At 75.4% G+C, this 22,120-nt stretch carries 26 protein-coding genes and 1 pseudogene; 12 read left to right on the top strand and 15 right to left on the bottom strand.

The window, feature by feature from the left end; genetic code table 11:
* Positions 1-10: 10 nt before the first annotated feature.
* Complete coding sequence (locus tag AC230_RS21880; protein ID WP_049718083.1) at positions 11-247, bottom strand: hypothetical protein; 237 nt, start codon at positions 245-247, stop codon at positions 11-13.
* Positions 248-337: 90 nt separating this feature from the next.
* Here AC230_RS21880 and AC230_RS21875 point away from each other — a divergent pair, with 90 nt between their 5' ends.
* On the top strand, positions 338-934 hold the full coding sequence (locus AC230_RS21875; RefSeq protein ID WP_107082207.1) for a hypothetical protein: 597 nt from the start codon (positions 338-340) through the stop codon (positions 932-934).
* A gap of 39 nt (positions 935-973) precedes the next feature.
* Entirely contained in the window at positions 974-1,906 is a 933-nt protein-coding gene (locus tag AC230_RS21870) for a GNAT family N-acetyltransferase (protein WP_049718016.1), read from the top strand.
* Positions 1,907-1,937: 31 nt separating this feature from the next.
* Here the strand turns inward: AC230_RS21870 and AC230_RS21865 are convergent, their stop codons facing one another.
* Positions 1,938-2,873, bottom strand: a complete 936-nt coding sequence (locus AC230_RS21865) for a hypothetical protein (protein ID WP_049718015.1) — start codon at positions 2,871-2,873, stop codon at positions 1,938-1,940.
* Positions 2,874-2,975: 102 nt separating this feature from the next.
* Between AC230_RS21865 and AC230_RS21860 the strand changes: the two genes are divergently transcribed.
* Positions 2,976-3,518, top strand: a complete 543-nt coding sequence (locus tag AC230_RS21860) for a hypothetical protein (protein WP_049718081.1) — start codon at positions 2,976-2,978, stop codon at positions 3,516-3,518.
* 60 nt (positions 3,519-3,578) lie between these two features.
* The gene (locus AC230_RS21855) at positions 3,579-4,724 is read left to right on the top strand and encodes a hypothetical protein (protein WP_049718014.1); all 1,146 of its coding nucleotides are present in this window, start codon (positions 3,579-3,581) and stop codon (positions 4,722-4,724) included.
* On the opposite strand, the gene AC230_RS21850 is transcribed toward AC230_RS21855, so the two are convergent.
* Together AC230_RS21850 and AC230_RS21845 are read right to left on the bottom strand one after the other, a co-directional pair.
* The gene (locus AC230_RS21850; protein ID WP_049718013.1) at positions 4,682-5,617 is read right to left on the bottom strand and encodes an aminoglycoside phosphotransferase family protein; all 936 of its coding nucleotides are present in this window, start codon (positions 5,615-5,617) and stop codon (positions 4,682-4,684) included. The genes AC230_RS21855 and AC230_RS21850 overlap by 43 nt on opposite strands.
* A gap of 14 nt (positions 5,618-5,631) precedes the next feature.
* Entirely contained in the window at positions 5,632-6,855 is a 1,224-nt protein-coding gene (locus AC230_RS21845; RefSeq protein WP_049718012.1) for a helix-turn-helix domain-containing protein, read from the bottom strand.
* Positions 6,856-6,959: 104 nt separating this feature from the next.
* Between AC230_RS21845 and AC230_RS21840 the strand changes: the two genes are divergently transcribed.
* Positions 6,960-8,135, top strand: a complete 1,176-nt coding sequence (locus AC230_RS21840) for a lactate 2-monooxygenase (protein WP_049718011.1) — start codon at positions 6,960-6,962, stop codon at positions 8,133-8,135.
* Positions 8,132-9,112, top strand: coding sequence for a 2-hydroxyacid dehydrogenase (locus AC230_RS21835; protein ID WP_049718010.1), 981 nt, complete (start codon positions 8,132-8,134; stop codon positions 9,110-9,112). The genes AC230_RS21840 and AC230_RS21835 overlap by 4 nt, the downstream gene beginning before the upstream one ends.
* Here AC230_RS21835 and AC230_RS34720 read toward each other — a convergent pair.
* The gene (locus AC230_RS34720; protein ID WP_422125616.1) at positions 9,109-9,321 is read right to left on the bottom strand and encodes a hypothetical protein; all 213 of its coding nucleotides are present in this window, start codon (positions 9,319-9,321) and stop codon (positions 9,109-9,111) included. The two genes, AC230_RS21835 and AC230_RS34720, sit on opposite strands and share 4 nt — an antisense overlap.
* Before the next feature lie 19 nt (positions 9,322-9,340).
* Positions 9,341-10,330: pseudogene (locus tag AC230_RS21830) on the bottom strand (serine hydrolase domain-containing protein); the annotation flags it as partial.
* A 186-nt stretch (positions 10,331-10,516) separates the two neighbouring features.
* Between AC230_RS21830 and AC230_RS21825 the strand changes: the two are divergent.
* Positions 10,517-11,083, top strand: coding sequence for a class I SAM-dependent methyltransferase (locus AC230_RS21825; RefSeq protein ID WP_049718009.1), 567 nt, complete (start codon positions 10,517-10,519; stop codon positions 11,081-11,083).
* Between the two features lie 17 nt (positions 11,084-11,100).
* Here the strand turns inward: AC230_RS21825 and AC230_RS21820 are convergent, their stop codons facing one another.
* Positions 11,101-11,805 (bottom strand): FAD binding domain-containing protein, encoded by a 705-nt coding sequence (locus tag AC230_RS21820; protein ID WP_049718008.1) that lies wholly within the window; start codon positions 11,803-11,805, stop codon positions 11,101-11,103.
* Positions 11,806-12,135: 330 nt separating this feature from the next.
* Here AC230_RS21820 and AC230_RS21815 point away from each other — a divergent pair, with 330 nt between their 5' ends.
* Positions 12,136-12,834 (top strand): alpha/beta fold hydrolase, encoded by a 699-nt coding sequence (locus tag AC230_RS21815; protein ID WP_049718007.1) that lies wholly within the window; start codon positions 12,136-12,138, stop codon positions 12,832-12,834.
* A gap of 23 nt (positions 12,835-12,857) precedes the next feature.
* Here AC230_RS21815 and AC230_RS21810 read toward each other — a convergent pair whose 3' ends face one another.
* The 5 genes from AC230_RS21810 to AC230_RS21790 all read right to left on the bottom strand — a co-directional run bounded on the left by AC230_RS21810 (position 12,858) and on the right by AC230_RS21790 (position 16,449).
* Entirely contained in the window at positions 12,858-13,646 is a 789-nt protein-coding gene (locus AC230_RS21810; protein ID WP_049718006.1) for a DNA-formamidopyrimidine glycosylase family protein, read from the bottom strand.
* Positions 13,647-13,683: 37 nt separating this feature from the next.
* The gene (locus AC230_RS21805; RefSeq protein WP_049718005.1) at positions 13,684-13,962 is read right to left on the bottom strand and encodes a hypothetical protein; all 279 of its coding nucleotides are present in this window, start codon (positions 13,960-13,962) and stop codon (positions 13,684-13,686) included.
* A 70-nt stretch (positions 13,963-14,032) separates the two neighbouring features.
* Positions 14,033-14,530, bottom strand: a complete 498-nt coding sequence (locus AC230_RS21800; protein WP_157868639.1) for an NUDIX domain-containing protein — start codon at positions 14,528-14,530, stop codon at positions 14,033-14,035.
* A gap of 147 nt (positions 14,531-14,677) precedes the next feature.
* Positions 14,678-15,523 carry an RNA polymerase sigma factor SigJ gene (sigJ, locus tag AC230_RS21795; RefSeq protein ID WP_078871475.1) on the bottom strand — a complete coding sequence of 282 codons (846 nt, stop codon included), beginning with the start codon at positions 15,521-15,523 and terminating at the stop codon, positions 14,678-14,680.
* Complete coding sequence (locus AC230_RS21790; RefSeq protein ID WP_049718002.1) at positions 15,520-16,449, bottom strand: NAD-dependent epimerase/dehydratase family protein; 930 nt, start codon at positions 16,447-16,449, stop codon at positions 15,520-15,522. Before AC230_RS21790 ends, sigJ begins: the two co-directional genes overlap by 4 nt.
* A 233-nt stretch (positions 16,450-16,682) precedes the next feature.
* Here AC230_RS21790 and AC230_RS21785 point away from each other — a divergent pair, with 233 nt between their 5' ends.
* Both AC230_RS21785 and AC230_RS21780 read left to right on the top strand, forming a co-directional pair.
* On the top strand, positions 16,683-17,078 hold the full coding sequence (locus AC230_RS21785; RefSeq protein WP_049718001.1) for a rodlin: 396 nt from the start codon (positions 16,683-16,685) through the stop codon (positions 17,076-17,078).
* Positions 17,079-17,512: 434 nt separating this feature from the next.
* Positions 17,513-17,857, top strand: coding sequence for a hypothetical protein (locus AC230_RS21780; protein ID WP_049718000.1), 345 nt, complete (start codon positions 17,513-17,515; stop codon positions 17,855-17,857).
* A gap of 278 nt (positions 17,858-18,135) precedes the next feature.
* On the opposite strand, the gene AC230_RS21775 is transcribed toward AC230_RS21780, so the two are convergent.
* A complete protein-coding gene (locus AC230_RS21775) occupies positions 18,136-19,080 on the bottom strand; it encodes an NADP-dependent oxidoreductase (RefSeq protein ID WP_049717999.1) in 945 nt (314 codons plus the stop codon).
* A 292-nt stretch (positions 19,081-19,372) separates the two neighbouring features.
* On the opposite strand from AC230_RS21775, the gene AC230_RS21770 reads away from it, so the two are divergent.
* Together AC230_RS21770 and AC230_RS21765 are read left to right on the top strand one after the other, a co-directional pair.
* Positions 19,373-19,606: a DUF397 domain-containing protein gene (locus AC230_RS21770; RefSeq protein WP_049717998.1), complete on the top strand. Its 234-nt coding sequence runs from the start codon at positions 19,373-19,375 to the stop codon at positions 19,604-19,606.
* Positions 19,607-19,693: 87 nt separating this feature from the next.
* Positions 19,694-20,629 (top strand): helix-turn-helix domain-containing protein, encoded by a 936-nt coding sequence (locus tag AC230_RS21765; protein ID WP_053161324.1) that lies wholly within the window; start codon positions 19,694-19,696, stop codon positions 20,627-20,629.
* Here the strand turns inward: AC230_RS21765 and AC230_RS21760 are convergent.
* Positions 20,626-21,459, bottom strand: a complete 834-nt coding sequence (locus AC230_RS21760; protein WP_049717997.1) for an SAM-dependent methyltransferase — start codon at positions 21,457-21,459, stop codon at positions 20,626-20,628. The two genes, AC230_RS21765 and AC230_RS21760, sit on opposite strands and share 4 nt — an antisense overlap.
* Before the next feature lie 196 nt (positions 21,460-21,655).
* Positions 21,656-21,847 carry a hypothetical protein gene (locus AC230_RS21755; RefSeq protein WP_049717996.1) on the bottom strand — a complete coding sequence of 64 codons (192 nt, stop codon included), beginning with the start codon at positions 21,845-21,847 and terminating at the stop codon, positions 21,656-21,658.
* Positions 21,848-22,120: the final 273 nt, after the last annotated feature.

Below are 22,120 nucleotides of genomic sequence, written 5' to 3'. Positions count from 1 at the left end.
GCACGGGGGTTCACACGTGGTCGACGACGCCCACCTTCCCCTCCTGCCGGGCGCAGTGCGCCCCGCAGTACCAGTGCCCGTCCGCCTCGACGCCCTGTCCGATGAGCCTGCTGCCGCAGTGCTCGCAGATGGGGGCCATGCGCTGGATCGCGCAGGCGAAGGAGTCGAAGACGTGCCGCGCGCCGTCCCGGGTCTCCACGGTGAACGCGAGGTCGTAGTCATTGCCGCAAGTCTCACAACGTGCCATGGGCCGCATCGTCCGGAGCGCGAGGGCCCGAGGCAAGCGCCCCCCGGGCGGGTCGGCGGGCCTGCACCCGCCCGGCGCATACTGGACGGCGTGCGCCCCGACGACCTCACCCGACACCAGGACCTGCTCCAGGCGGAGGCCGATGCCGTCGCCGCCGATCTGGGGCTGGCGGAGCTGCTGGCGCCGGCGGGCGAGGCCGTGCGGGTCGGGAGTGCGGCGCTGGGGCTGATGGTGCGGCGCGACCTCGACGTGACGGTCGTCTGCCCGGTGCTGGACGCCGCGGCCACGGTGCTCGTCGCGGGCATCGGCGCCCGTCTCGCGGTCCACGACCGCGTCCGCGAGGTGCGCTTCCTCGACGACACCGGGCCCTGGAACACCGATCCCCGCTACCCCGACGGCCTGTACCTGGGCGTCACCTGCCGTTCGCCGGCCGGCCGCCCGTGGACGCTCGACCTCTGGTTCGTCGACGATCCCGGGCGCCAGCCCGACCTCGCGCACCTCGCCGAGCTCCCGCCCCGGCTCACCGACGCCCGCCGCGCGACGATCCTGGCGATCAAGCACGTCCTGGCCGGGCGGGACGCGAACGGCGGTGCCCGGGTGCCGAGTCACGAGGTGTACCGGGCGGTGCTGGACGCCGGGGTCACCACGGTCGAGGCGTTCGACGCCTGGCGGTCCCGCAAAACCTGATTGCGGGACGGGCCGGGGAGCGGATAGGGATAACGCTTCATGAACGCCGACACCTTGACCGTCCGCCCGCTGTCCGGACCTGACGAACTCGCTCTCTTCTGCCGTCTGCCCTACGCCCTCAACGGGGAACTGGCGGACGACCTCGCCCGGGGCCGCCGCCGCGCCGGCCGGATGTGGGTGGCGCTGCGCGGCGGCCGGCTGCTGGCCAGGGCCGCCTGGTGGGGGCGGGGGTCGCTGCTGGACGTCCTGGACGTCGACGACGCCCTGCCCGCCGCCGAGCGCGTCGACGTCGGCGTCCGGCTCCTGCGCGCCGCACGGGAGGCCGTGCCCGGCGCGGGCGAGTACAGCCGTTTCGTCCCGCCCGGCTGGCGCGACGACCCCGCCGTCGCACGGGCCGTCGAGGACCGCATGGCGATCGCGCGCCGCGCGGGCGCCCGGCCGTTCGTCGAACGCCTCCGTCTGGAGTGGCGCCCCGGCACGCCGCTCCCCGCGCCGCGCGGGCGCCTCGCCTTCCGTCCCGTGCGGGACGCCGAGGAGCTCCTGGACCTCATGACGGCGGCCCTGGAGGGGACTCTGGACGCCTACAGCCGGGCCGATCTGGCGCGCATGACGGCCCGCGAGGCGGCGGTCGCCCACTACGAGGGCGAGTTCGCACGCTTCACGAGCCCCCGGGGCTGGTGGCGGGTCGCGACCCTGCCCGGCGGGGAGGCGGCCGGGTTCGTGATCCCGGCCCGCAACGACTACAACGCGATCATCTCCTACCTCGCGGTGCTGCCCGCGCACCGCGGCCGCGGCTACGCCGGCGACCTCCTCGGGGAAGGCACCCGCGTCCTCGCCCACGAGGGCGTCCCCCGCGTGCGGGCGGCCACGGACGTGGCCAACGTCCCCATGGCGGACGCCTTCCGGCGCGCCGGGTACGCCGAGTTCGAGCGGGAGATCGTGATGACCTGGCGGGGCGACGCCGGGGAGTGATCCGGCGAAAGGGGCGGCGGGCGGCGGGAGTTCAGAGTCCCATGCGGTAGCGGCACCACCGGTCGGTGACGCGCAGGCCCGCCGCGGTCAGGGCCTCGGCGGTCACGGGGTCGTCGTGCTCCTGGACGGTCAGCCGGGTGACGGCGGGGAGTTCGCGGCGCACCCGGGCGAGGAGTTCGGTGACGAAGGCGGTGAGGGCGCCGGCCCCGGTGCCGGGGGTGCGGAAGATCACGTCGACGAACGCCTCGTCGTCGAGGGCGGTCGCGGTGGCCTGGGCCGCGACGGTGCCGTCGGGGGCGAGCAGGTCGAGCGTCACGTGCGGGACGGGCGGCAGGTCGGCGAGGAGTTCGGCGGCGTCCTCGGGGTCGTAGGGCTGTCCGGTGACGGCGGTGTAGAACCGGGCGTGTTCGGCCAGCAGGTCGGCGCCGGGCCCGGCGGGCACGGTGCGGACGGTGACCTCCGGCGGGCCGGCCGGCGGCTGCGGGCCGGCCGGCGGCAGGGGCGTGCCCCAGCGGCGGCCGAGCTCCTCGCTCTCCTCGGCGCCGAGTTCGGCCGCGACGCGCTCGTCGAGGCCGTCCCCCGCGCCGTTCCACTCCAGGGCGGTGCGGCCGGCGGCCGCGGCCCCGGTGGCGGCGCGGCGCAACAGGCGTACCGCCGTTTCGAGTTCCTCGTCGGTGCCCGGGCGTCCGGTGTGGCGGCCGGTGGTGATGCGCTCGCGTTCGCGGTCGACGAGGAGCCACTGGACGAAGGGCGGGACGCCCGTCCCGTCGTCCTCCTCCCAGACCTCGGCCCAGCCGAGGAGCCGGCCGTCGGTGTGCCGGGCGACGACGGTGGCCGCCGGCCGGCCGGCCGCGGGCCCGGAGAGGTCGGGCACGGGGACCGCGGTCCCGGCGAAGAGCTCCTCGTACAGGGGGACGTCCACGTCCGCGTCCTCCGCGTCGCGGTGGTACTCCACGGTGATGCCCATGCGCTGCCGCTCTTTTCCTCATGATCCGGACCGGTTCCGTCCGCCGACCGTACCCGAACTATTGTGCTCGGCGTCCCGGACCCGCTCCACGAGAGGAACTCCATGCCCCACCGCCGCCCGGCCGTTCCGGCCGTCGCCCTTCTCGCCGCTCTGGCGGCCGTACCGGCCCTGCCCGCCGCCGCCCGGGCCGACGCCCCGCCGGCCGCCGCCGCGGCGCGGTCCGCCGAGGTGCGGATCGCCGAGGGCCAGGTGCGGGAGGCCGCCCCCGGCGGGAGCATCCTCTACCCGTCCGTGACGAGCTGTCTGACGATCACCGTCCGTCTGCGGGGCGGCGGTCTGGCCGGGGCCCACGCGAGCCTCTTCCAGGTGCCCGGCGAGTACCGCTCCGACGCGGTTCTCCCGGCCCTGCGCCGGCTGACCGGGGCCCGGCGGGCGACTGCCGTGGAGGTCCGGGGCGCCGTCGGCGCCTGGCATCCGGGCTATCTGACGAAGGCCGTCGAGGCGTACGGGGAGGGCGAGGACGTGCCCACGCCCGCGCACCCGGACCCGGACGGGATCGCTGAGGCCGTGGCGCGCGGCCTCGGGCTGCCGCGCGCCCTGGTCACCGTCGAGGACGTCCCGGACGGCGACATCAGGGTCCGCTGAGCGGCCGCATCCGGCCGGGTCAAGTCCGGCCGGACGCCGGGGCGTTGACACGATGGGGGCATGAAGCCGTCTCCGCGTACGCTGCTGCGCCCGCTGGCCGCCGCCCTGCTCGCGGCCGTCTGCGCCGCCCCGCCCGCCCCCGCCGGCACCGCCCGCCCGCCGGACGTCACCGGCGTCCGGCCCGTGGCCTCCCTGGAGCGGGCGTTCGCCTCCTACGCCGAGCGGGACCGCTCGCCGCGCCACTGGACGGGCGGGGACGGCACCTACTCGGTGCCCACCGCCGCCGGGGAGCTGTGGATCTTCTCCGACACCTTCCTGGGCCGGGTACGGCCGGACGGCTCCCGGCCGCCGACGCCCTTCGTGCACAACAGCTTCGTGCTGTGGGACGGGACCGGGCCGCACACCGTCACCGGCACCGACCGGGCCGGGCGGCCCGTCTCCGCCGTGCCGGAGGCGGGCGGCGACTGGTACTGGGCCCGGGCCGGCGTCCCCCTCGGGCGCGGCGCCGCCGTCGTCCTCGCCCGCTACGCCCGCACCGGCCCCGGCCCCCTGGACCTGGCCTGGCGCGCCAACGTCCTGGCCCGCGTCACCCCCGGACGGCCCGTGCGCACAGGGGACTTGACGCCCCTGCCGTCCGCCGCGGGCATCGCCTGGGGCGCCTGGCTGGCCCGGGACGGGGACGTCACGTACGTCTACGGCACCGAGCAGGCGCCCGGCGGCGGCGCCCACCTCCATGTGGCCCGCACCCTGGACCCGGCCCTGCGCGGCCCGTGGCGCTACCGCGCCGCCGACGGTTCCTGGAGCGGGCGCGAGCGGGACTCGGCGCGCCTGACGGCCGCGGACGGGCGGGCGCTGCGGGTCTCGCAGGAGCTGAGCGTGGTGCGCCACGGACGCTGGTGGGCCCTGGTGGCCCAGCGTTCGGACGTGGCCTTCGGCGCGGAGGTGCAGCTGGCCTGGTCGGCCTCCCCCACCGGCCCCTTCACCCGCCCGCGCACCGTCTGGCGCGCTCCCGAGGCCGGGCCGCAGGGCACGTACCACAACCCACGGGTGATCGCCTACAACCCGCACGAGCACCCCGAACTGGAGCACGGCGAACGGGAGTTGGTAATCTCCTACAACGTCAACAGCCTGGACGTGCGGGACGTCCTGCGGCAGGCGTCGGTCTACCGCCCGCGCTTCGTGCGCGTCGCCCTCGGCCGGGGGTGACCGGCCGAGGCGTGCTCCTCCAGCACCTCCCGGATCACGTGCCGGGCGTTGTCCGCCATCGCGGGGTTGGTCGTCCGGTAGTACGGCAGCGCGACCAGCGCCTGCGAGAGCGTGCGTCCCCGCCCGCGGAGCCAGGTCGCGTCGTCCACGCCGAGCGCCGCGCGGAAGACCTCCCGCGCCCCGGACGGCAGCAGGTTCCAGGCCGGGAACAGGTCGCAGGCCGGGTCGCCGGCGCCCGCGCACCCGAAGTCGATCACGGCGGTCAGCCGGCCGCCGTCCACCAGCAGGTTGCCCGGCATCAGATCGGCGTGCAGCCACACCGGCGGCCCGTCCCAGGGCGGGGCCGCCAGCGCGGCCTCCCACACGGCGAGCGCGGCGTCGCAGTCCACCGCCTCCCCGGGGATCCCGCGCAGCTCCTCGACGGCCGCCCGCGTCGCACGGTCCAGCGAGGCGACCGGTCCGCCGCGGTGGGCCACGGGCGCGCCCGGCAGGGAGACGCCGCGCATCGCCGTCACGAACCGGGCCAGGTCCACCGCGAGCGCTTCCGGCGCACCGAGCGCCCCCGCCCGCGGGTTCTCCCCCGGCAGCCACCGGTACACCGACCACGGCCACGGATACCCCTCGGCGGGCTCCCCGGCCCCGAGCACCTCGGGCACGGCGACCGGCAGCAGGGGCGCGAGACGCGGCAGCCACGCGCGTTCCCTCGCCACGTCGCCGGCGCCGCCCTGTGTCAACGGCAGCCGCACGACCAGGTCGTGCCCCAGCCGGTACAGGGCGTTGACCGTCCCGCCGGACGGATACCGCCGCACCGTCCGCCCCGCCCAGCGCGGGAACTGCCGGGCGACGAGCCGCCGTACGAGGTCGTCGTCGGCGGCCCGCTGGCCGGGGTGCATCTGCCCTGTGGTGTTCATGGGACGCCATCCGACCGCCGCCCCCCGCCGGGCGTCAACCGCTTTCGGCGTCGACCGCCGTGGGGCGTGGGCAGATCCCTCGCCCGCACCGTCCGGGCCACGTCCAGCAGCAGCCGTTCCCACGGGTCGCGGGCGTCCAGCCCGGTGAGCTCGCGCACCCGGCGCAGGCGGTAGCGCAGGGACTGCGGATGCAGGTGGAGCAGCCGGGCCGCGGCGGTGGCCGAGCCGCGGTCGAGGTAGGCGGTGAGGGCCGTGAGGAGGTGGTGGTGTTCCGGTGCGGTGAGGGGCCCGAGGACGAGGCGGGCGATGCGGTCGGGGGCGGCGGCGGGGTGGCCGCCGAGCAGGGCGAGGACGTGGGCGTCGGCGTCGGTGAGGAAGGGGCGGGCGTGCGGCGGCGCGGCGTCCAGGGCGCCGTCGGCGAGGCGGTGGGCGACGGCGACGCGGTCGGGGCCCTCGCACCGGACGGCGCAGCCGCGCCGGCCCCGCTCGTGCAGGACGGGGGCGGCGGCGTCGGCGGACGCGGCGGGCAGGAGCAGGACGGCGCGGTGGCCGTGGGCGGTCGCGAGGGGCGCGGCGTCCGGGTCGAGGGCGGTGAGGAGTTCGAGGGCCGTCCCGTGGGGGACGGCGTCGCGGGGCGCGGGTTCGGCGACCAGCAGGGCGCAGGGGTCGGGGAGCCGGACGCCGAGCCGGTCCGCCCGGTCGGCGGCCGCGGCGGCGGAGGCGTGCCGTCCGGCGATGAGGTCGTCGAGCAGCAGGCGCAGGGCCCGGGCGCGGTCGCCGGCGAGGCGTTCGCCGGCGGCCGCGTAGGCGGTGGTCATGGCCTCGGAGAGGGTGTCCAGGGTGGTGAGCACGTGCCGTGTCAGGGCGAAGGCGTCCGCGGCGGCGGGCCGCGGGGCGCGGGCGGCGACCTCGTCGACGAGGACGGCGGCCGCGACGCGGTAGGCGCGCAGCACGGCCTGGAGCGGGCGGCCGTCGGCCGCGCGGGCCGCCGCGATGCCGCGGAAGCGCCGCAGGTCGTCGGGGCCGAGGGCGCTGTCGGCGGCCCACAGGCGGAGCAGCCGGTCCAGGGCCCAGCCGGCGATGGCGCGTACGTCGCGGAGCCGTTCGTCGTCGAGATCGGCGTAGGCGGGGATCCGGGTGTGCACCGCGTCGACGACGGCCTCCAGGACGCGGGGGTCGGCGGCCAGTTCCCGTCGTATGCGCTCGCGGGTGTTTGTCACGGGGTGATAGTCGCAGCCGCACCCCTGTGCGCACCACCGTGGACGGACGGGCCCGCCGTCGCGAGGATCGTCGGGAGTGACGACGACGGGAGGCGGACCGGCCGATGCCGACGAATCAGCCCTGGGCGGACTACCAGTACGAGATCTACCTCGGCGGCCTGGCGGGGGCGGTGCCCCGGCTGCCCACCGATCTGACCCGGCTGGAGGGGCTCGTCGAGCGCCGTCTGCCGCCCGGACCGGTGGGCTACGTGGCGGGCAGCGCGGGCGACGGCAGCACCGCCCGCGCCAACCGGGCGGCCCTGGGGCGGTGGCGGATCGTGCCGCGGATACTGCGGGACGTGGGCGAGCGCGATCTGTCCGTGGAGGTGCTGGGGCGCCGGCTGCCGGCGCCGCTGGCGCTGGGCCCGGTCGGCATCCTGACGATCCTGCACCCGGGCGCCGAGCCGGCGGCGGCCCGCGCCGCGGCGGCGCGGGGCGTGCCGTACACCCTGTCGTCGGCGTCGAGCACGCCGATGGAGGAGGTCGCCGAGGCGATGGGCGACGGGGAGCGGTGGTTCCAGCTGTACTGGTCCAGGGACCGGGAGGTGACGCGGAGTTTCCTGTCCCGCGCCCGGGCGGCGGGCTACAGCGCGCTGTTCGTCACGCTGGACACGCCGATGCTGGCGTGGCGGCCGCGCGATCTCGACCAGGCGTACCTGCCGTTCGTGCACGGGGTCGGCACGGCCAACTACTTCAGCGACCCGGCGTTCCTGGCGGGGCTGGCCAAGCCGGTGGCCGAGGACCGGGAGGCGGCGGTGCGGCACTTCCTGGGGCTGTTCTCCGATCCCGGGCGCACCTGGCCGGACCTGGCGTTCCTGCGCGAGAACTGGGACGGGCCGATCGTCCTGAAGGGCGTCCTGCATCCCGACGACGCGCGGCGGGCGGCGGACGCGGGCATGGACGGCGTGGTGGTCTCCAACCACGGCGGCCGCCAGGTTGCCGGGTCGGTCGCGGCGGCCGACGCGCTGCCCGGCGTCGTGGCGGCGGCCGGCGACCGGCTGGAGGTGCTGTTCGACAGCGGGGTGCGCACGGGCGACGACGTGGTCAAGGCGCTGGCGCTGGGGGCCCGTGCGGTGCTGCTGGGCCGGCCGTACGCGTACGGGCTGGCGCTGGACGGCGAGGCGGGCGTGGAGCACGTCCTCCGTTGTCTGCTGGCCGAGTTCGACCTGACGCTGGCGCTGTCCGGGCACGCCCGGCCGGGCTCGCTCTCCCCCGCCGACCTCGTCCGGGAGGCGGCGTGACGGCCCCCGCCGCGAAGAACGTCCTCGCCGTCGTCTCCCCGCACGTCGGCGGCCGGTCCGCGGGCGCCGCGCTGAGCGGGCTCTTCCCGGGCCGGGCGGCCGTCACGGTCGTGGAGTCGGCGGACGAGGACCCGGCGGCCCTGCGCGCGGCCCACGTCGTGATCACGGGCCTCGCGCCGGTGACGGCGGAGCACCTCGCCGCCGCGCCGGACCTGGAGCTGGTGCAGTGCGCCAGCCACGGCTTCGACTACGTCGACGTGGACGCCGCCCGCGCACGCGGCGTGCCCGTCTGCACGATCGGCTCCACGGGGGCGGAGAAGCAGAACGTGGCCGAGCAGACCTTCGCCCTGATGCTCGCCCTGGCCAAGCAGCTGATCCCGGCGCACACCGCGCTGGTGGCGGCCGACTGGGCGCTGCCGCGCCTGCAGTCGTCCATCACCGAACTGTCCGGGAAGACCCTCGGCATCGTGGGCCTGGGCCAGATCGGCCGGGAAGTCGCCCGCCGGGCCGTCGCGTTCGACATGAGCGTCCTCTACGCGGGCCCCGAGGCCGCCCCCGCGGAGACGGAGGAGCGGCTCGGGGCCCAACGCGTCGATCTGGACGAGCTGTTGCGCGAGAGCGACTACGTGACGCTGCACGCGCCGCTCACCGAGGCGACCCGCCACCTCCTCGACGCCCGGCGGCTGGCGCTGCTCAAGCCGACGGCGTTCGTGGTCAACACGGCCCGCGGCGCGCTGATCGACCAGGACGCGCTGGCCGACGCGCTGGAGTCCGGCACCCTGGCCGGCGCCGGACTGGACGTCTTCGACCCCGAACCGCCCACCGCCGCCCTGCGGTTGCTCGGCGCCCCGAACGTGGTGCTCTCGCCGCACGTGGGCGGTGTGACGCGGGAGACGCTCGTACGGATCGCGCTGGCGGCCGTCCACAACGTCCTGGAGCACCTGGAGGGCAGGCCCGTGCGGGACGTGGTGGCCTAGCCCAGGCGGGCGGCGGCGGCGCAGACCGCGCGGATCAGGCGGGCGTTCTCCGGGGCGGGGCCGACGGGGAACGGGAACCGCCGGCGGCCGTAGCCGTACGCCAGCCCGTTGCGCGGGTCGGCGAACGCCTGCTGCCCGCCCGCCCCGCCGTGCCCGAACGCGCCCTGCCCCAGGGCCGGATAGTGCTCGGCCGTGGCCTCGAAGCCCACCCCGTAGGCCCGGTACTCGCGGGTCGACCAGGTCGTGGCCGCTGGAGTGGATCTGCGCGAACGCGGCGGCGGTGTCCGGCTTCAGCAGCGGCGCCGCGCCGTCCGGCGGGACGGTCGCGGCCGCGTACATCCGCGCCAGGCCGCGCGCCGAGGCCACGCCGCCGAACGAGGCGGGGCCCAGGGCCCTGACCACGCGGAAGTTGGGCAGCTCCCACATGCCGGGGTTGTCCGGGCGGGGGTAGTTGAAGGCGATGCCCGGCAGCGAGCGGGGGCCGACGGCGTCGGCCGCCAGCCCGGCCAGCCGCTCCGGGGTGGCCACCATCGGCAGGACGCCCAGGAATCGGGACTCCTGCTCCTCGGGGAGCCCGAGGTGGACGTCGACCGCGTACGCGTCGCGGACGCGCTCGGCGAAGTGCTCCTGGAGCGTTCTGCCGGTGGCGCGGCGCACCACCTCGCCGGCCAGCGCCCCGATGACCAGCGCGTGGTAGCCGAAGGCGCTGCCCGGCCGCCAGTAGGGGCGCTGCGCGCCGAGGCGTTCGGCGACGACGCGGTCGTCGGCGAGTTCGCCGAGCGTGAAGCCGGCGTCCGCGCCGACCAGTCCGGCCTGGTGCGCCAGGAGCCGGCGCAGGGTGATGTCGCGTTTGCCCTCGGCGGCGAACTCGGGCCAGTAGTGGCTGACCGGGCGGTCCAGGTCCAGGACGCCGTCCTGCACGAGCAGGGCGACGACCAGGTAGGCGGCGCCCTTGGTCACGGAGAACACGCCGAGCAGCGAGTCCCCGGTGACGTCCGGGCCGGTCCACAGGTCGACGACCAGTTCGCCGTGCCGGTAGACGGCCAGTTGGGCCGCGTGGTCGCCGCCCTCCTCGGCCGCGACGGCGGCGAACTCCTCGCGCACGGCCTCGAATCCGTCGGCCACGCGGCCCTGTATCGGGTGGTCTCCCACGGCAGTTCCCTTCCTCCGGAATACGGTCCTGGAAATGCGGTCCTCGGATCGCCTCCGCTCGATCATGCCCACTTCGGGGCGCGCCCATGGGGCATACCCGGGTATGACCTCGTCCTTGGCGCGGGGCGGGTGGCTGCTCTGTCCGGCGGTGCTGCTGCGCTGGCCGGTGCGGGCCGCGGCCGTGTGACCGCCGGGCCCTGGCCGGTCCCCGCTCCGTGGCTGCCGGGCCCTCCCCTGCCCTAGCCTCGGGGGATGGCGATGAACCGTTACCACCGCTTCTTCTGCCGCTCCCGCCGCTGGGCCCGCACGGTGGAGGACGAGGTGCTCCCGTGGACGCTGAGCGGTGTTCAACTGGGCTCGGACGCCCTGGAGATAGGCCCCGGTCCCGGTGTGACCACACGTGTCCTGCTGGACCGGGTGCGGAACCTCTGCGTCGCCGAGACCGACCGTTCGGCGATCGAGGGGCTGTGCCGGCGCTTCGGCCACCGTACGGAGATCCTGCACGCCGACGCGGCGAACCTGCCGGTGTCGGCTGGGCGTTTCGACTCGGTGGCCTGCTTCACGATGCTGCATCACGTGCCGTCGCGGGAGCGGCAGGACCGGCTCTTCGCCGAGGCCTTCCGCGTGCTGCGGCCCGGCGGGGTCTTCGTGGGCTGCGACGCGGTGGACGGGCTGCGCTTCCGCCTGCTCCACCTCGGGGACACCTGCGTCCCCGTACCGCCGGACACGCTGGCCGGCCGGCTCCGGGCGGCGGGCTTCGACGAAGCCCAGGTCAGCGTGCGCGAGGGGCGGTTCCGCTTCCGGGCGTACCGGAGATGACCCGGTCGCCCGCCGCCTCAGCCCAGCAGGCCGGTGACCTGGGCGCGGACGGCCTCCCACGCGGCGTCCGGCAGATCGCCGAGGGCCGTCGCGCGCAGCGCGCGCAGGACCTCCTCGGCGCCGGCGGCGCACGGGGCGCTGCCGTCGGTCACCTCGTAGCCGTCCCGGACGGCGACCCGCAGGCGCTCGCCGGCGGCGTCGCCGTGCACCGCCGAGGCGACCACGAGGGGCGGCGGCCCGCCGGCCTCGGCGTCCAGTTTGCGGTAGGCGCAGGCGACCGGCTCGCGCCAGTGCAGGCTGAGCAGGACGGGGCGTTTGGCCACCACCTCGGCCAGATCGGTCTCCCGTATGCCGTCGGGTTCCAGCACGGTCGCGCGGGCGTCCAGGACGAGCGCCGCCGGCAGCAGGCAGCGCAGCGTGCTGCCGACGAGGTTGCCGCCGACCGTCGCCGTCCGCCGCACGGCCCCGGTGCCGACCGCGCCGGCCGCCAGCCGCAGCACGTCCGGGACCCGGTCGTCCACGCGGTGCAGGACGACCGCGCCGCCGACCGTGTCCCGCCCCAGGACGTTGGCTTCGGGGAGTTCCCGCAGGGACATCGCCAGCGGCGGGAAGCCCTCCCGCTGCCAGGTGGCCCACACGAGCGTGGCCCCGCCGACCGGCACGGCCCCCTCGGCCAGGTACTCCTGCGCTTCGGACACCGTTGTGGGCAGACGCAACAGCACAGCGACCGACCTGCTTTCGTGAGTGCGTGGCGGGCGGGTGTTCGTCCGCTTGCGCTTCGGGGGCCGAGGTGCCGGGAAGCGCGCGGGCGAGACCGAGACTAGCCCCGATCCGGCGGAGCGTGCCCTCAACTGCCCGTAAGTGAAAGGAAACGACTCCGCGCCACGAACGACAACGGCGGTCGGCCCCCACCGCCGCGCCGGGTACTCCCTGATCGCCGTGTGCCGCACCTCGGTTCGGACGTCACCGTGCACCCGGCCGGGCGTCCGGCGGCCACGGCCCGGGCGTGACCCGGCCGACGCCTGCCCCGGAGCCCGCCCTAGGATCCGGTCATGACGGAATTCGTACTGGTCGCCGGCGCACGGCTCGGATCCTGGGCGTGGGACGAGGTGGTGCCGCACCTGCGCGCGGCCGGCCACGGCGCCCATCCGCTGACCCTGTCCGGCCTCGCGGAGAAGCGGGGCATGCCGGCCGGGCAACAGACCCATGTCCAGGACATCGTGGACGCGATCGAGCACCGGGATCTGCGCAACGTCATTCTGGTGGGCCACAGTTACGCGGGCATCCCGGTCGGCCAGGCCGCCGGGCGGATCGGCGACCGGCTGGAGCACGTCGTCCTCGTCGACGCCGGCGTCCCCGCCGACGGCGCGTCGTTCGCCGCCGGGTGGCCGGACGGCGGGGCGGCGCTGAAGGCGTCGCTCGACGCGAACGGCGGATTCTGGGCCGTTCCGCCCGCGTCCCACTACGCCGGTCACGGCCTCACCGACGAGCAGATCGCCCGGATCGTGCGCGGTTCGACGCCGCACCCGGGCGCCACGCTGACCGAACCGGCCGTGCTCGTCCGGCCGCTCGGTGAGTTGGCGGGGACGTACGTCGTGTGCGGGCTCGCCGGTGAGGGGCCCGGTGAGGACGTGGCCGAGCTGCTGGGCGAGGAGCGGTGGCGGGCGGCGGGGCTGGACACGGGCCACTGGCCGATGTTCTCCCGGCCGCGCGAGCTGGCGCGGATCCTCCTCGGCGCCTCGCCCGGCTGACCGCAAGCACCCGCGCCGTCGGGTTACGCGCCCTGCTCCTGGCAGCGCGGGCACCAGTACGTGGGACGCTGCTGCCCGGGCGGGCCCTGTGCCCCGCCCCGGACGGGGGTGCCGCAGCGGCGGCAGGGGCGGCCGGCCCGTCCGTAGACCCACAGGCGCCGGTCGGGGCGCGGGTCGGCGGTGGTGACGCGGGCGGTGCGGGACTTGTTGAGTTCCAGGAGCTTCTTGGCGAGGGCCACCAGGCGCTCGGGGGACGGCAGCCGCGAGACCGGCAGCCAGGGTGGGACGCGCAGCAGGAAGCAGAGTTCGCTCTTGTAGACATTGCCGATGCCCGCGAGGTTGCGCTGGTCGAGCAGCGCCTCGCCGACCGGGCGGGCGGGGTCGGCGAGGAGACGGCGCACGGCCTCCTCGGCGTCCCAGTCCGGGCCGAGGAGGTCGGGGCCGAGGTGTCCCACGGCGGTGGACTCGTCGGCCGTGCGCAGGAGTTGGAGCACCGGGAGGTCGTAGCCGACGGCCGTGTGCCCGGCGGCGGCCAGGACGGCGCGGATCCGGTGGTCACCGGTCCGCAGCGTCGCCCCGGCGGGGCGGACGCGCCAGGAGCCGTCCATGCCGAGATGCGAGTGGAGGGTGAGGCCGCCTTCGACGCGGAGCAGCAGGTGCTTGCCGCGCGGGACGGACGCGAGGACCCGGCGGCCGGTGAGGTCGGTGGCGGCGAGGGCCGGCACCCGCAGGTCGCACCGGGTCAGCGGCGCGCCGGCCAGGCCGCGGTGGAGGTCGCGCGCGGTGCGCCAGACGGTGTCCCCCTCGGGCACGCGCTGCCTCCTCGGGCGTGGGCCGGTCCGTGTCCCGTCAGAGCCGGGAGAGGGGCGTCTGGACGGACACCCCGCCCGACACCTCTCCCGGGACGGTGCTCTTCACATTCTCCTTGACGAGGGAGACGGCCCGCTCGGCGGAGACGTCGTCGGCGACGGGCCCGACGAGCCGCGAGAAGGGGCCGGCGGCCGCGGGCTCCGGGGCGGCGGCCGCCCCGGGTTCGGCGGCGTGCGCGGTGGCGGACGCGGCGGCGACGCCGCCGGTGGCGAGGAGGAGCGCGCCGAGGGCGGCGCGGGTCAGGCTGTGCCGGTTCATGCCCTCCTGAACGAGCGGGACCGGAGGGACGACACGGACCGGCCGCGGGAGCCCGCGCGGTGGGCGGTGCTCAGCGGACGTCCTCCAGGTGGCTGCCGTTCCGCAGGTACGCGCACCGTCCGCCGCGCAGGCCGTCGCGCGCGATGGCCAGGACGCGGGCCTGCCCGGGGTGGACGAGGGGTGCCCACTCCTCGGCGGTGAGCATCCGCCAGTCGTCGTGCTCGTCGGACAGCGTGATCTCCAGGCGGTCGGGGTCCACCAGCGGTCCCCGGAACAGGGCCCAGCACTCGGCGATGCCCTCGGGGTGCACTCCCCAGTCGACGGCGAGCAGTTCGGGGTGCGGCGGCATGCCGAGGCCGGTCTCCTCGGCCGTCTCCCGCACGGCGGTCTGCCAGAGGTCCTCCCCGTCGTCCTGCCCGCCCCCGGGGAACTGCCACTCGTCCACCCAGCTCGCGTGCAGGAGCAGGATGCGCTGCCGCGCGTCGTGGACGACGGCCGAGGCCGAGGCGAGGACCCGGGGCCGGGTGGCGAGCCAGTCGGCCCGCGGCATCAGAGGGTGCTTGGTCAACGTGATCACCTTTCGCGCAGGGGGCGTCGCCGGGGCACCGGGCACGGCGGGAACACCGCCCCTCCCCCTGCTCAACAGGGCCGAACGGGTGAAGGACACGCGGCTTTCCGGTGGCCCGCGGGCGGCGCGGAGGCGACGGCCCGTCCCTCACCCCACCCGCAGCAGCTTGTCGGGGTTGCGCACGGCGTAGAGCGTGTGGATGCGCCCGTCGCCGGTGTCCGCGAGGACGAGCTGCCGCTCGGCGCCCGAGGCCAGCAGGACGGCCGGCCGGCCGTTGGCGTCGACGAACCGGGCCCAGGAGATCTCGTGCCGGCTCGTCAGGCCGAGGACGAAGGCCGTGACCTTGTCGCGGCCCGTGATCGGGCGCCGGGCCGCGCTCACCTTGCCGCCGCCGTCGCTCCAGGCGGTGATGTCGGCGCTCAACACGTCCTCCAGCGCGGCGAGATCACCGCCCGTGGCCGCGTCGAGGAAGCGGGTGAGCAGCCGTTCGTGCTCCTCGGCCGAGGGCCGGGCGCGGTGGCGGGACGCGGCGAGGTGGCCGAGGGCACGGCGGTGGATCTGCCGGCAGGTGGCCGCGGAGGCGCCGACGACCTCGGCGATCTGCGCGTACGGCATCTCGAAGGCGTCCCGCAGGACGAACACCGCGCGCTCCGGCGGGGTGAGGCGCTCCATGAGGTGGAGGGTCGCGTAGGAGAGGGTGTCGAGCAGCTCGGCGGTGTCCAGGGGGCCGGCGGAGTCGGTGGCGACGGGCTCGGGGAGCCAGGGGCCGGGGTAGGCCTCGCGCGCGACCCGGGCGGAGCGGAGCCGGTCCAGGGCCAGGCGGGAGACGACCGTGGCGAGGAAGGCGCGGGGCTCGCGGACCCCGTCCCGGTCGGTGCGCAGCCAGCGCAGGCAGGCGTCCTGCACCACGTCCTCGGCGTCCCACATGCTGCCGAGCATCCGGTAGGCCAGCCCCAGCAGCAGTGGGCGCAGGGCCTCGAACTCGTCGGTCACTTCTCTCCCAGCTCGGCCCGGAACCCGTCGCGCCATGTCGTGTAGCGGGGGCGCCAGTCCAGCGCGAGCCGCGCGCGGGCGTTGTCGGCGCCGCGCAGCCGGGTCATGTAGGCGACGCCCACCGGCCCCGCGACGATCCTGGCCGGTGCCGTGGGGATCTTCCGCGGGGCGGGAGCGCCCAGGATATCGGCCAGTTCGGGGAGCCATTCCCGGACCTGGGCGGGTTCGTCGTCGACGATGTTGAGGGCCCCGGTGGCGGGGCGGGCGAGGGCGGCGACGACGGCGGTGGCGGCGTCGTGGGTGTGGGTGAAGGAGAAGGTGGCGGTGCCCGGGCCGACGAGCGGCATCCGGCGGGCGCGGACGCGGCGGACGGTCGAGCCGTCGGCGGCGAGGGCGGTGCCGGGGCCGTAGAGGTGGCCGAAGCGCAGGACGAGGCCGCCGGCCCGGGCGGTGAGGCGTTCGAGCTCCTTCAGGGCGGCGACGGAGTCGCGCATCGGCCGGGGCGGGGCGTTCCAGAGGGGCTGGTCCTCGTCGGCCGGGCCGGGGCCCGCGCCGGGGTCGTAGGAGAAGGCGACGCCCTGGGTGATGACGCGGCCGGCGCCCGCTTCCCGGGCGGCGTCGAGGAGGTTGCGGGTGCCCTCGCGGCGGAGGCGGCCGGTGGGGCCCATGTCCCGTGCCATGCGGCGGGGGTCGATGTCGGCGGGGATGGCGGTGATCAGGTGGACGACGGCGTCCGGGCGGGCGTCCCGTACGGCCCGGGTGAGGGCCGCGCGGTCGAGCGCGTCGGCCGCGACCGCGCGGACGCCCGGGCCCCCGACGGGCCGTCCGCTGCGGGAGAGGGCGGTCACCTCGTACCCGGTCGCGGTGAGCAGCGGGACGAGCTGACGGCCGATCACTCCGGTGGCTCCGGCGACGAGGACACGCATGAGGACTCCTTCGGTGGTGCGGTGCGTGGTGCGTGTGACGTGGACAGGACGGGGCGGGGCGCCGGATGTGACAACTCCCCGGGTGATCCGGGCCACATGAGGCCCGAGGGGCCAGGAATGACCGCTGATGCGAAAGGGTGACATTCCGGAACTTCCCGGAAAAGCCCGAGTTGCTCACGGTGCTTTCCACGCAAGAGCCCACCAACAGCCCTCGTCGATCGAAAGGCGCAGACGTGCTGCAGAAGGTACTGGTCACGGCAGCCATGACGGCCACCGCGCTGGGCGCGGCGGCCACCCCGGCCACGGCCGTCGGGAACGGTCAGGACACCGTCGACGCGAACGGCGCGAAGTCCGCTTACGGGGACACCGTCACCGGGGGCAAGGAGAGCCCCCAGATGACCGCGATCGAGGGCTCGCTCAACAAGCCCTGCATCGCCCTCGGGAAGGTCGGCGTCCAGTCGGTCATCGGCATCCTGCTCAACCTGGGCATCCAGGACGTGCCGATCGCCACCTCGCAGCAGATGCAGGAGTGCACCGACAACTCGGTCATCAGCGACGGCGACGACCAGCTCTCGCACATCGCGGACGGCATCGCCCTCGTCGCGGGCAACGGCTTCGGCAACGAGTGACGCCGTCCGGCGCTCACACGGGCGGGACGAGGACGTAGGACCGCCCGAGCTCCCCCCGGTCCCGCGCGGACGCCGGCCGAGGCGTCCGCGGGGGACCGGGTTCCGGGGGAACAGCAGCACATCCGGCGCCGTCCCGGCGGGTTCGGCGTCGCAGGGCCCGCCGGCCCCTCGCATGACCTGGCCGTCGAGGACGGCGGCCCGCTCCCCCGGCCCGTCGGTGCGGCGGAAGCGCAGCCGCTCGCCCCGGCCGGCGGCGCCCACCGCGCCCCACCCGGCCCGCGCGTGCTCGTCCGGGCCGTCCCGCACGCAGGTCACGGGCGGGGCCGTCCCGCGTTGTCCCGCCCGGCCGTCCCAAGGGTGTCCGCCGCCGTACGCCGGTGGCAGCGTACGGCGGCGGAGCGAATGCTCCCGACACGACGGGAAGGACAACGATCATGCGGTGGAAGACCTTCGCCCCGGCGGCGGCCGGCCTGGCCCTCGGGGGCACGCTGCTCGTCGGGCCCTCGGCGGGCGCGGACCCGTCGGGTGTGCGGATGGACTCCGTGACCTGGAAGCGCAGTTGCGGCACCACCTACAAGGGGTGGATGGCCAACAACTACGCCAGGACCGTCAAGGCGGGCGGCGGCACCTGCCAGGGCGACGCCTGGGTACGGGTGTACTGGGCCGGGGGCTGGAGTTCGTGGGAGCACCACGCGCGGGACATCGAGGTCCGGCTCCCCGGCGTCGCGCGGTCGCAGCACAAGGGGTGCGCCGACTGCAAGGTGTACACCCTCCCCTGACGGGCGGCGGCGGGGGCGGTGCCCGGCCACCGTCCCCGCCGCGGGGGTGACGGCACCGCGGCCGGCTGAGCGCCCTCCCGCCGGCTCCCGTCCCCGCTTCTGCCCGGCGGTCCCCTTCACCGCGGCGTCCGGGACGCGCGTATAAGGAAGGGCCGGTCACGCGAAGGCGGCCCCGCCGGTGCGGAGTTGGGCATTCCGCGTCCGTCCGCGCGGCCCGCGCCCGGTGCCGGGCCGGGGCCGTCCGGTCCGCAACCGGGCGGCCCCGCGGCGGAATTCGGTCAGTCCCGGCCGGGCACCACCGTGAGGACGACCTTCCCGGTCACCCGGCCGGTGTCGCCGAGGGCGTGGCCCTTGGCCGCCTCCTCCAGCGGGAACACGGCCTCGATGACGGCCCGGAGCCGGCCGTCCACGACGAGGTCGCGGATCGAGCGCATGCCCTCCTGGTCGGCCTCGACGAGGAGGGGGCGGGCGCTCAGGCCGCGGGCGGCGGCGCGGTCGGAGAGGTCGGCCGGGAAGTCGCGGATGGCGATGGAGACGAGCTGCCCGCCGGGCTTGAGGACGTCGAGGGAGCGGACGGCGGTGTCGCCGCCGAGGGTGTCCAGGACGACGTCCACCGGCTCGATCGCGGTGAAGTCCTCGGTGCGGTAGTCGACGAGCTCGTCGGCTCCGAGCTCGCGCAGCACCGCGTGCTTGGGCGCGCTGGCCGTGCCCACCACGTGCGCGCCGCGCGCCTTGGCGATCTGCACGGCGAGGTGCCCCACGCCACCGGCGGCCGCGTGGACGAGCACGCGCTGCCCCGCCTCCAGCCGCGCGGTGTCCACCAGCGCCTGCCACGCGGTCAGCGCGGCCAGCGGGATGGCGCCGGCCTGGACGTGGTCGATCGTCGCCGGCTTGGTCACCATGGCCCGCGCCGGGGCGACGACGTACTCCGCGAAGGAGCCCACGCCGTACGGGTAGGGCAGCATGCCGAACACCTCGTCACCGGGCCGGTGCAGGGTGACACCGGGTCCGACGGCCTCCACGACCCCGGAGACGTCCCACCCCAGGACCAGGGGGAGGCGGTCGAGGAACCCGGCTCCGCGCCGGTGCTTCCAGTCGGTGGGGTTCATGCCCGCCGCGTGGACGCGGACGAGGACTTCGGAGGGTCCGGGTGAGGGGCGGTCGGTCTCGACCTCGTGGAGGACGTCCGGGCCGCCGTAGGTGTTCTGGCTGATCGCTTTCATCGTGCTCATGGACCCAGGTTCGCCCGGCGGGAGGGGCGGGAGTAGTGGCCTGATGGCCATGGTCCGCAAAGATCGGGCCACGGGCGGGTGCCAGGGGTGACGCCTGCGCTCCCGGAGGACCGATCCCCGTGACACGCGTCCTAACCACACACTTTCGAGGGACACCACCGCGCCCGGGCCGGCGCCTAGCATTCTCAGCACCGCCGGCCCATGCAATTGCATATGGGAAACGGCGGCCCGGCGCAGTGCGCGGCCATCGACTGAAGGAATCGACCGAAGGAGAGGTCACCGCATGGTGTTCGACAACGGCATGCCGGCATGCGACATCACCGGAGTGGAGTGGGTCAAGAGCAGCGGGAGCGTGGGACAGGGGAACTGCGTCGAGCTGGCGAAGCTGCCCGGCGGGCAGGTGGCCGTGCGCAACTCCCGCCACCCGGGCGGTGCCGCGCTCGTCTACACCCGGGAGGAAATGATCGCCTTCCTCGCGGGGGCCAAGGGCTCCGAGTTCGACCACTTGACCATCTGATCCCCTAAGTTCAGGCCAAAGGTGGATCGGCGGACGTCCAGGCCCCATCCTGGGAGCTGACCCTGTCAGCTCCGAGCGGGAGTCCGGATGTCCGCCGTCCCCCGGCCCGGCACGCCTCCGGGCGCTTCGGTGACCGGCCCGGCCGCCGATCCCAAACGCGCCGCGTCGCCACGGCTGTTGGGCGACCTGCTGCGCCGGCTCCGGCAGGAGCGGGGGCTGGGCCTCAAGGACGTGGCACCGGTCATCCGGGGCTCGGTGTCGAAGGTGAGCCGGCTGGAGCGGGGGGAGAGCCCTCCCAAGGAGCGGGACGTGCACGACCTGCTCCACCACTACCGCGTCACCGCCGAACTCTACGCCCACGCCGAGGACTTGCTGCGGCAGACGCGGAACGAGGAGTGGTGGAAGCACTACACCGACGTCACCCCCGACTTCCTCAAGCGGCTGATCAGCCTGGAGGGTTCGGCGGAGAAGATCTACACCTATGAGACGCATGTGGTCCCCGGTCTGCTCCAGACCCCGGAGTACACACGGGTGCTGGTCCGGGCCGCCATGCACGGCGAGCCGGCCGCGGCCGTCGAGCGGCGGGTCGACCTCCGCCAGGGCCGCAAGGCGATGTTCGCCAACGGGCGGCCCCGGGTCGTCGCCCTCCTGGACGAGGCCGTGCTGTACCGGCTCGTCGGCAGCCCCTCGGTGATGCGTGAGCAGTTCCAGTACCTCCTGGAGATCGGCCGGCGCCCGCACATCAACATCCGGATCGTGCCGTCCGACCGCGCCGCCGACGCCGTGCCGCTGTATCCGATCACCCATCTGTTCTTCGACGACGGCGGGCCGCCCGAGCTGGTCTACGTCGAGCACATCGACAGTGCGCGCTACCTCACGCGGCCGAAGGAGATCGATCAGTACCGCCATGTGCTGAACCGTCTCAGCGGCGCGGCCGCGGACCGGGAGGACAGCGAGACCCGCCTGCGGAAGGCGATCGACCGGTACCGCAGGCTGGAACGCGGGACGGCCGGTGACGCCTAGAGCCGCGCCACCCCGCCCCACTCGGCCCATTCCTTGGGCCGGCGGTGCTCCGGGGGCGGGGGGCTCTCCGGCCGCCAGTCGACGACGTCGACCAGGCCGGGGTCGAGCACCGTGAATCCCTCGAAGTACGCGCGCACTTCGTCGCGCCGGCGTACGCGCCCCCACCTGCCGTGCGTGCTCCGGGCCATGAGGTCCGTGACCTCCCGCCGGACGGCGGGGTCGTCGCTGACGAGCTGGCAGATCACCATGAGGTTGCCGGGGCCCAGCTCCCTCAGGCGCGCCGCCGTGCGGCGGACGACGGCCGCGGGGTCGCGCTCGTCTCCGGTGTCCGGCAGGCAGTGCAGCACGGACACGAACAGGGCGGCGGTCCGGCGGCCGGGCCGGATGAGCCGGCCGGTGTCGGGGTGGTCGAAGATCTCGTCCGTGTCACGCATGTCGGCGTCGATCACGGCGGTGTTGGCGTTCTCGTCCAGCGTCGTACGGCCGTGGGCGAGGACGATCGGGTCGTTGTCCACGTAGACCACGCGGCAGTCCGGCTCGATGCGCTGGGCCACCTGATGGACGTTCTCCTGGGTCGGCAGGCCCGAGCCGTGGTCGATGAACTGCTCGACCCCGTGGTCGTGGACCAGGCTCTTGACGACGCGGCGCAGAAAGGAGCGGTTGTCGCGGGCCAGCGCCCGGGAGCTGGGCACGATCTCCAGGAGCTCCGCACAGGCCGTCCGGTCGGAGAGGTAGTTCTCCACTCCCCCGAGCAACCAGTCGTACATGCGCGCCACGCTCGGTGTGTTCACGTCAATGGCGCGAGCTTCCCCCCGCCCTCCGCCGGCCATCCCGTCCCCCTCCGGTCGCTGTCGGCCACGGCATGAAGCCGCCCATGGTAGGGAGGCGGCCGTGCCCCGCGGTAGACCCCGGACGGAGGGCCGGAGGGGAGGCGAGTGGATTCAGTCACCACGCGGACGCACGCCACGCGCCCGCGAACGGTGGGCAACGGCACCCCGCCGCCCACCGCAGGCGGCCGTGCCGGAGTCAGATCCGCGGCGGGACGGCCGGAGCGCGGCCCGGCGATAAGGCACTCCCCAGGACCTGCGCGAGGAACTCGGCCAACGGCGGGTGGCCGAGGAGCAGGAGCAGGGCGAGGATCACCAGCCAGACACCGTCCGGATGCAGGGTGATCTCGCAGGGGCAGGGGAGGTGCTCCCCTGTCCGCGGGGGAGGCATGGTTGACTGACGTGAAGCCGAGGGCGTCCTGCTACGGCCTCGGCGATGACTCGTGGACATGCGCATCCTTTCGGGGGTCGTTCACGAGAGGAGGTGGCCCCGGGGTAGGGCCCGGGGCCACCTTTCGTCGTGGCATCTCCTGCCAACTACCGCGCCACGATAACAAATTCGCGTTCGCGTCAGCCAAGAAGAAGAGAAAACGCCTTTCTCCTCCTGCAAGCGCAGGCTTTCCGCCGGAGAGGCGCACTCCACCCCGCCGCCCGGAGGAAGGCA

Origin of the sequence: Streptomyces caatingaensis (assembly GCF_001187435.1) — a bacterium.
Classification (GTDB): domain Bacteria; phylum Actinomycetota; class Actinomycetes; order Streptomycetales; family Streptomycetaceae; genus Streptomyces; species Streptomyces caatingaensis.
Note: the sequence above shows the minus strand (reverse complement) of the source record. Positions and strands in the feature narration are given on the sequence as shown.

Coding starts and splice junctions, on each gene's coding strand:
- AC230_RS21880 (WP_049718083.1), bottom strand. CDS start 247: ATGGCACGTTGTGAGACTTGCGGCAATGACTACGACCTCGCGTTCACC.
- AC230_RS21870 (WP_049718016.1), top strand. CDS start 974: ATGAACGCCGACACCTTGACCGTCCGCCCGCTGTCCGGACCTGACGAA.
- AC230_RS21865 (WP_049718015.1), bottom strand. CDS start 2,873: ATGGGCATCACCGTGGAGTACCACCGCGACGCGGAGGACGCGGACGTG.
- AC230_RS21860 (WP_049718081.1), top strand. CDS start 2,976: ATGCCCCACCGCCGCCCGGCCGTTCCGGCCGTCGCCCTTCTCGCCGCT.
- AC230_RS21855 (WP_049718014.1), top strand. CDS start 3,579: ATGAAGCCGTCTCCGCGTACGCTGCTGCGCCCGCTGGCCGCCGCCCTG.
- AC230_RS21850 (WP_049718013.1), bottom strand. CDS start 5,617: ATGCACCCCGGCCAGCGGGCCGCCGACGACGACCTCGTACGGCGGCTC.
- AC230_RS21840 (WP_049718011.1), top strand. CDS start 6,960: ATGCCGACGAATCAGCCCTGGGCGGACTACCAGTACGAGATCTACCTC.
- AC230_RS21825 (WP_049718009.1), top strand. CDS start 10,517: ATGGCGATGAACCGTTACCACCGCTTCTTCTGCCGCTCCCGCCGCTGG.
- AC230_RS21815 (WP_049718007.1), top strand. CDS start 12,136: ATGACGGAATTCGTACTGGTCGCCGGCGCACGGCTCGGATCCTGGGCG.
- AC230_RS21805 (WP_049718005.1), bottom strand. CDS start 13,962: ATGAACCGGCACAGCCTGACCCGCGCCGCCCTCGGCGCGCTCCTCCTC.
- AC230_RS21790 (WP_049718002.1), bottom strand. CDS start 16,449: ATGCGTGTCCTCGTCGCCGGAGCCACCGGAGTGATCGGCCGTCAGCTC.
- AC230_RS21780 (WP_049718000.1), top strand. CDS start 17,513: ATGCGGTGGAAGACCTTCGCCCCGGCGGCGGCCGGCCTGGCCCTCGGG.
- AC230_RS21775 (WP_049717999.1), bottom strand. CDS start 19,080: ATGAAAGCGATCAGCCAGAACACCTACGGCGGCCCGGACGTCCTCCAC.
- AC230_RS21770 (WP_049717998.1), top strand. CDS start 19,373: ATGGTGTTCGACAACGGCATGCCGGCATGCGACATCACCGGAGTGGAG.
- AC230_RS21765 (WP_053161324.1), top strand. CDS start 19,694: ATGTCCGCCGTCCCCCGGCCCGGCACGCCTCCGGGCGCTTCGGTGACC.
- AC230_RS21760 (WP_049717997.1), bottom strand. CDS start 21,459: ATGGCCGGCGGAGGGCGGGGGGAAGCTCGCGCCATTGACGTGAACACA.
- AC230_RS21755 (WP_049717996.1), bottom strand. CDS start 21,847: ATGCCTCCCCCGCGGACAGGGGAGCACCTCCCCTGCCCCTGCGAGATC.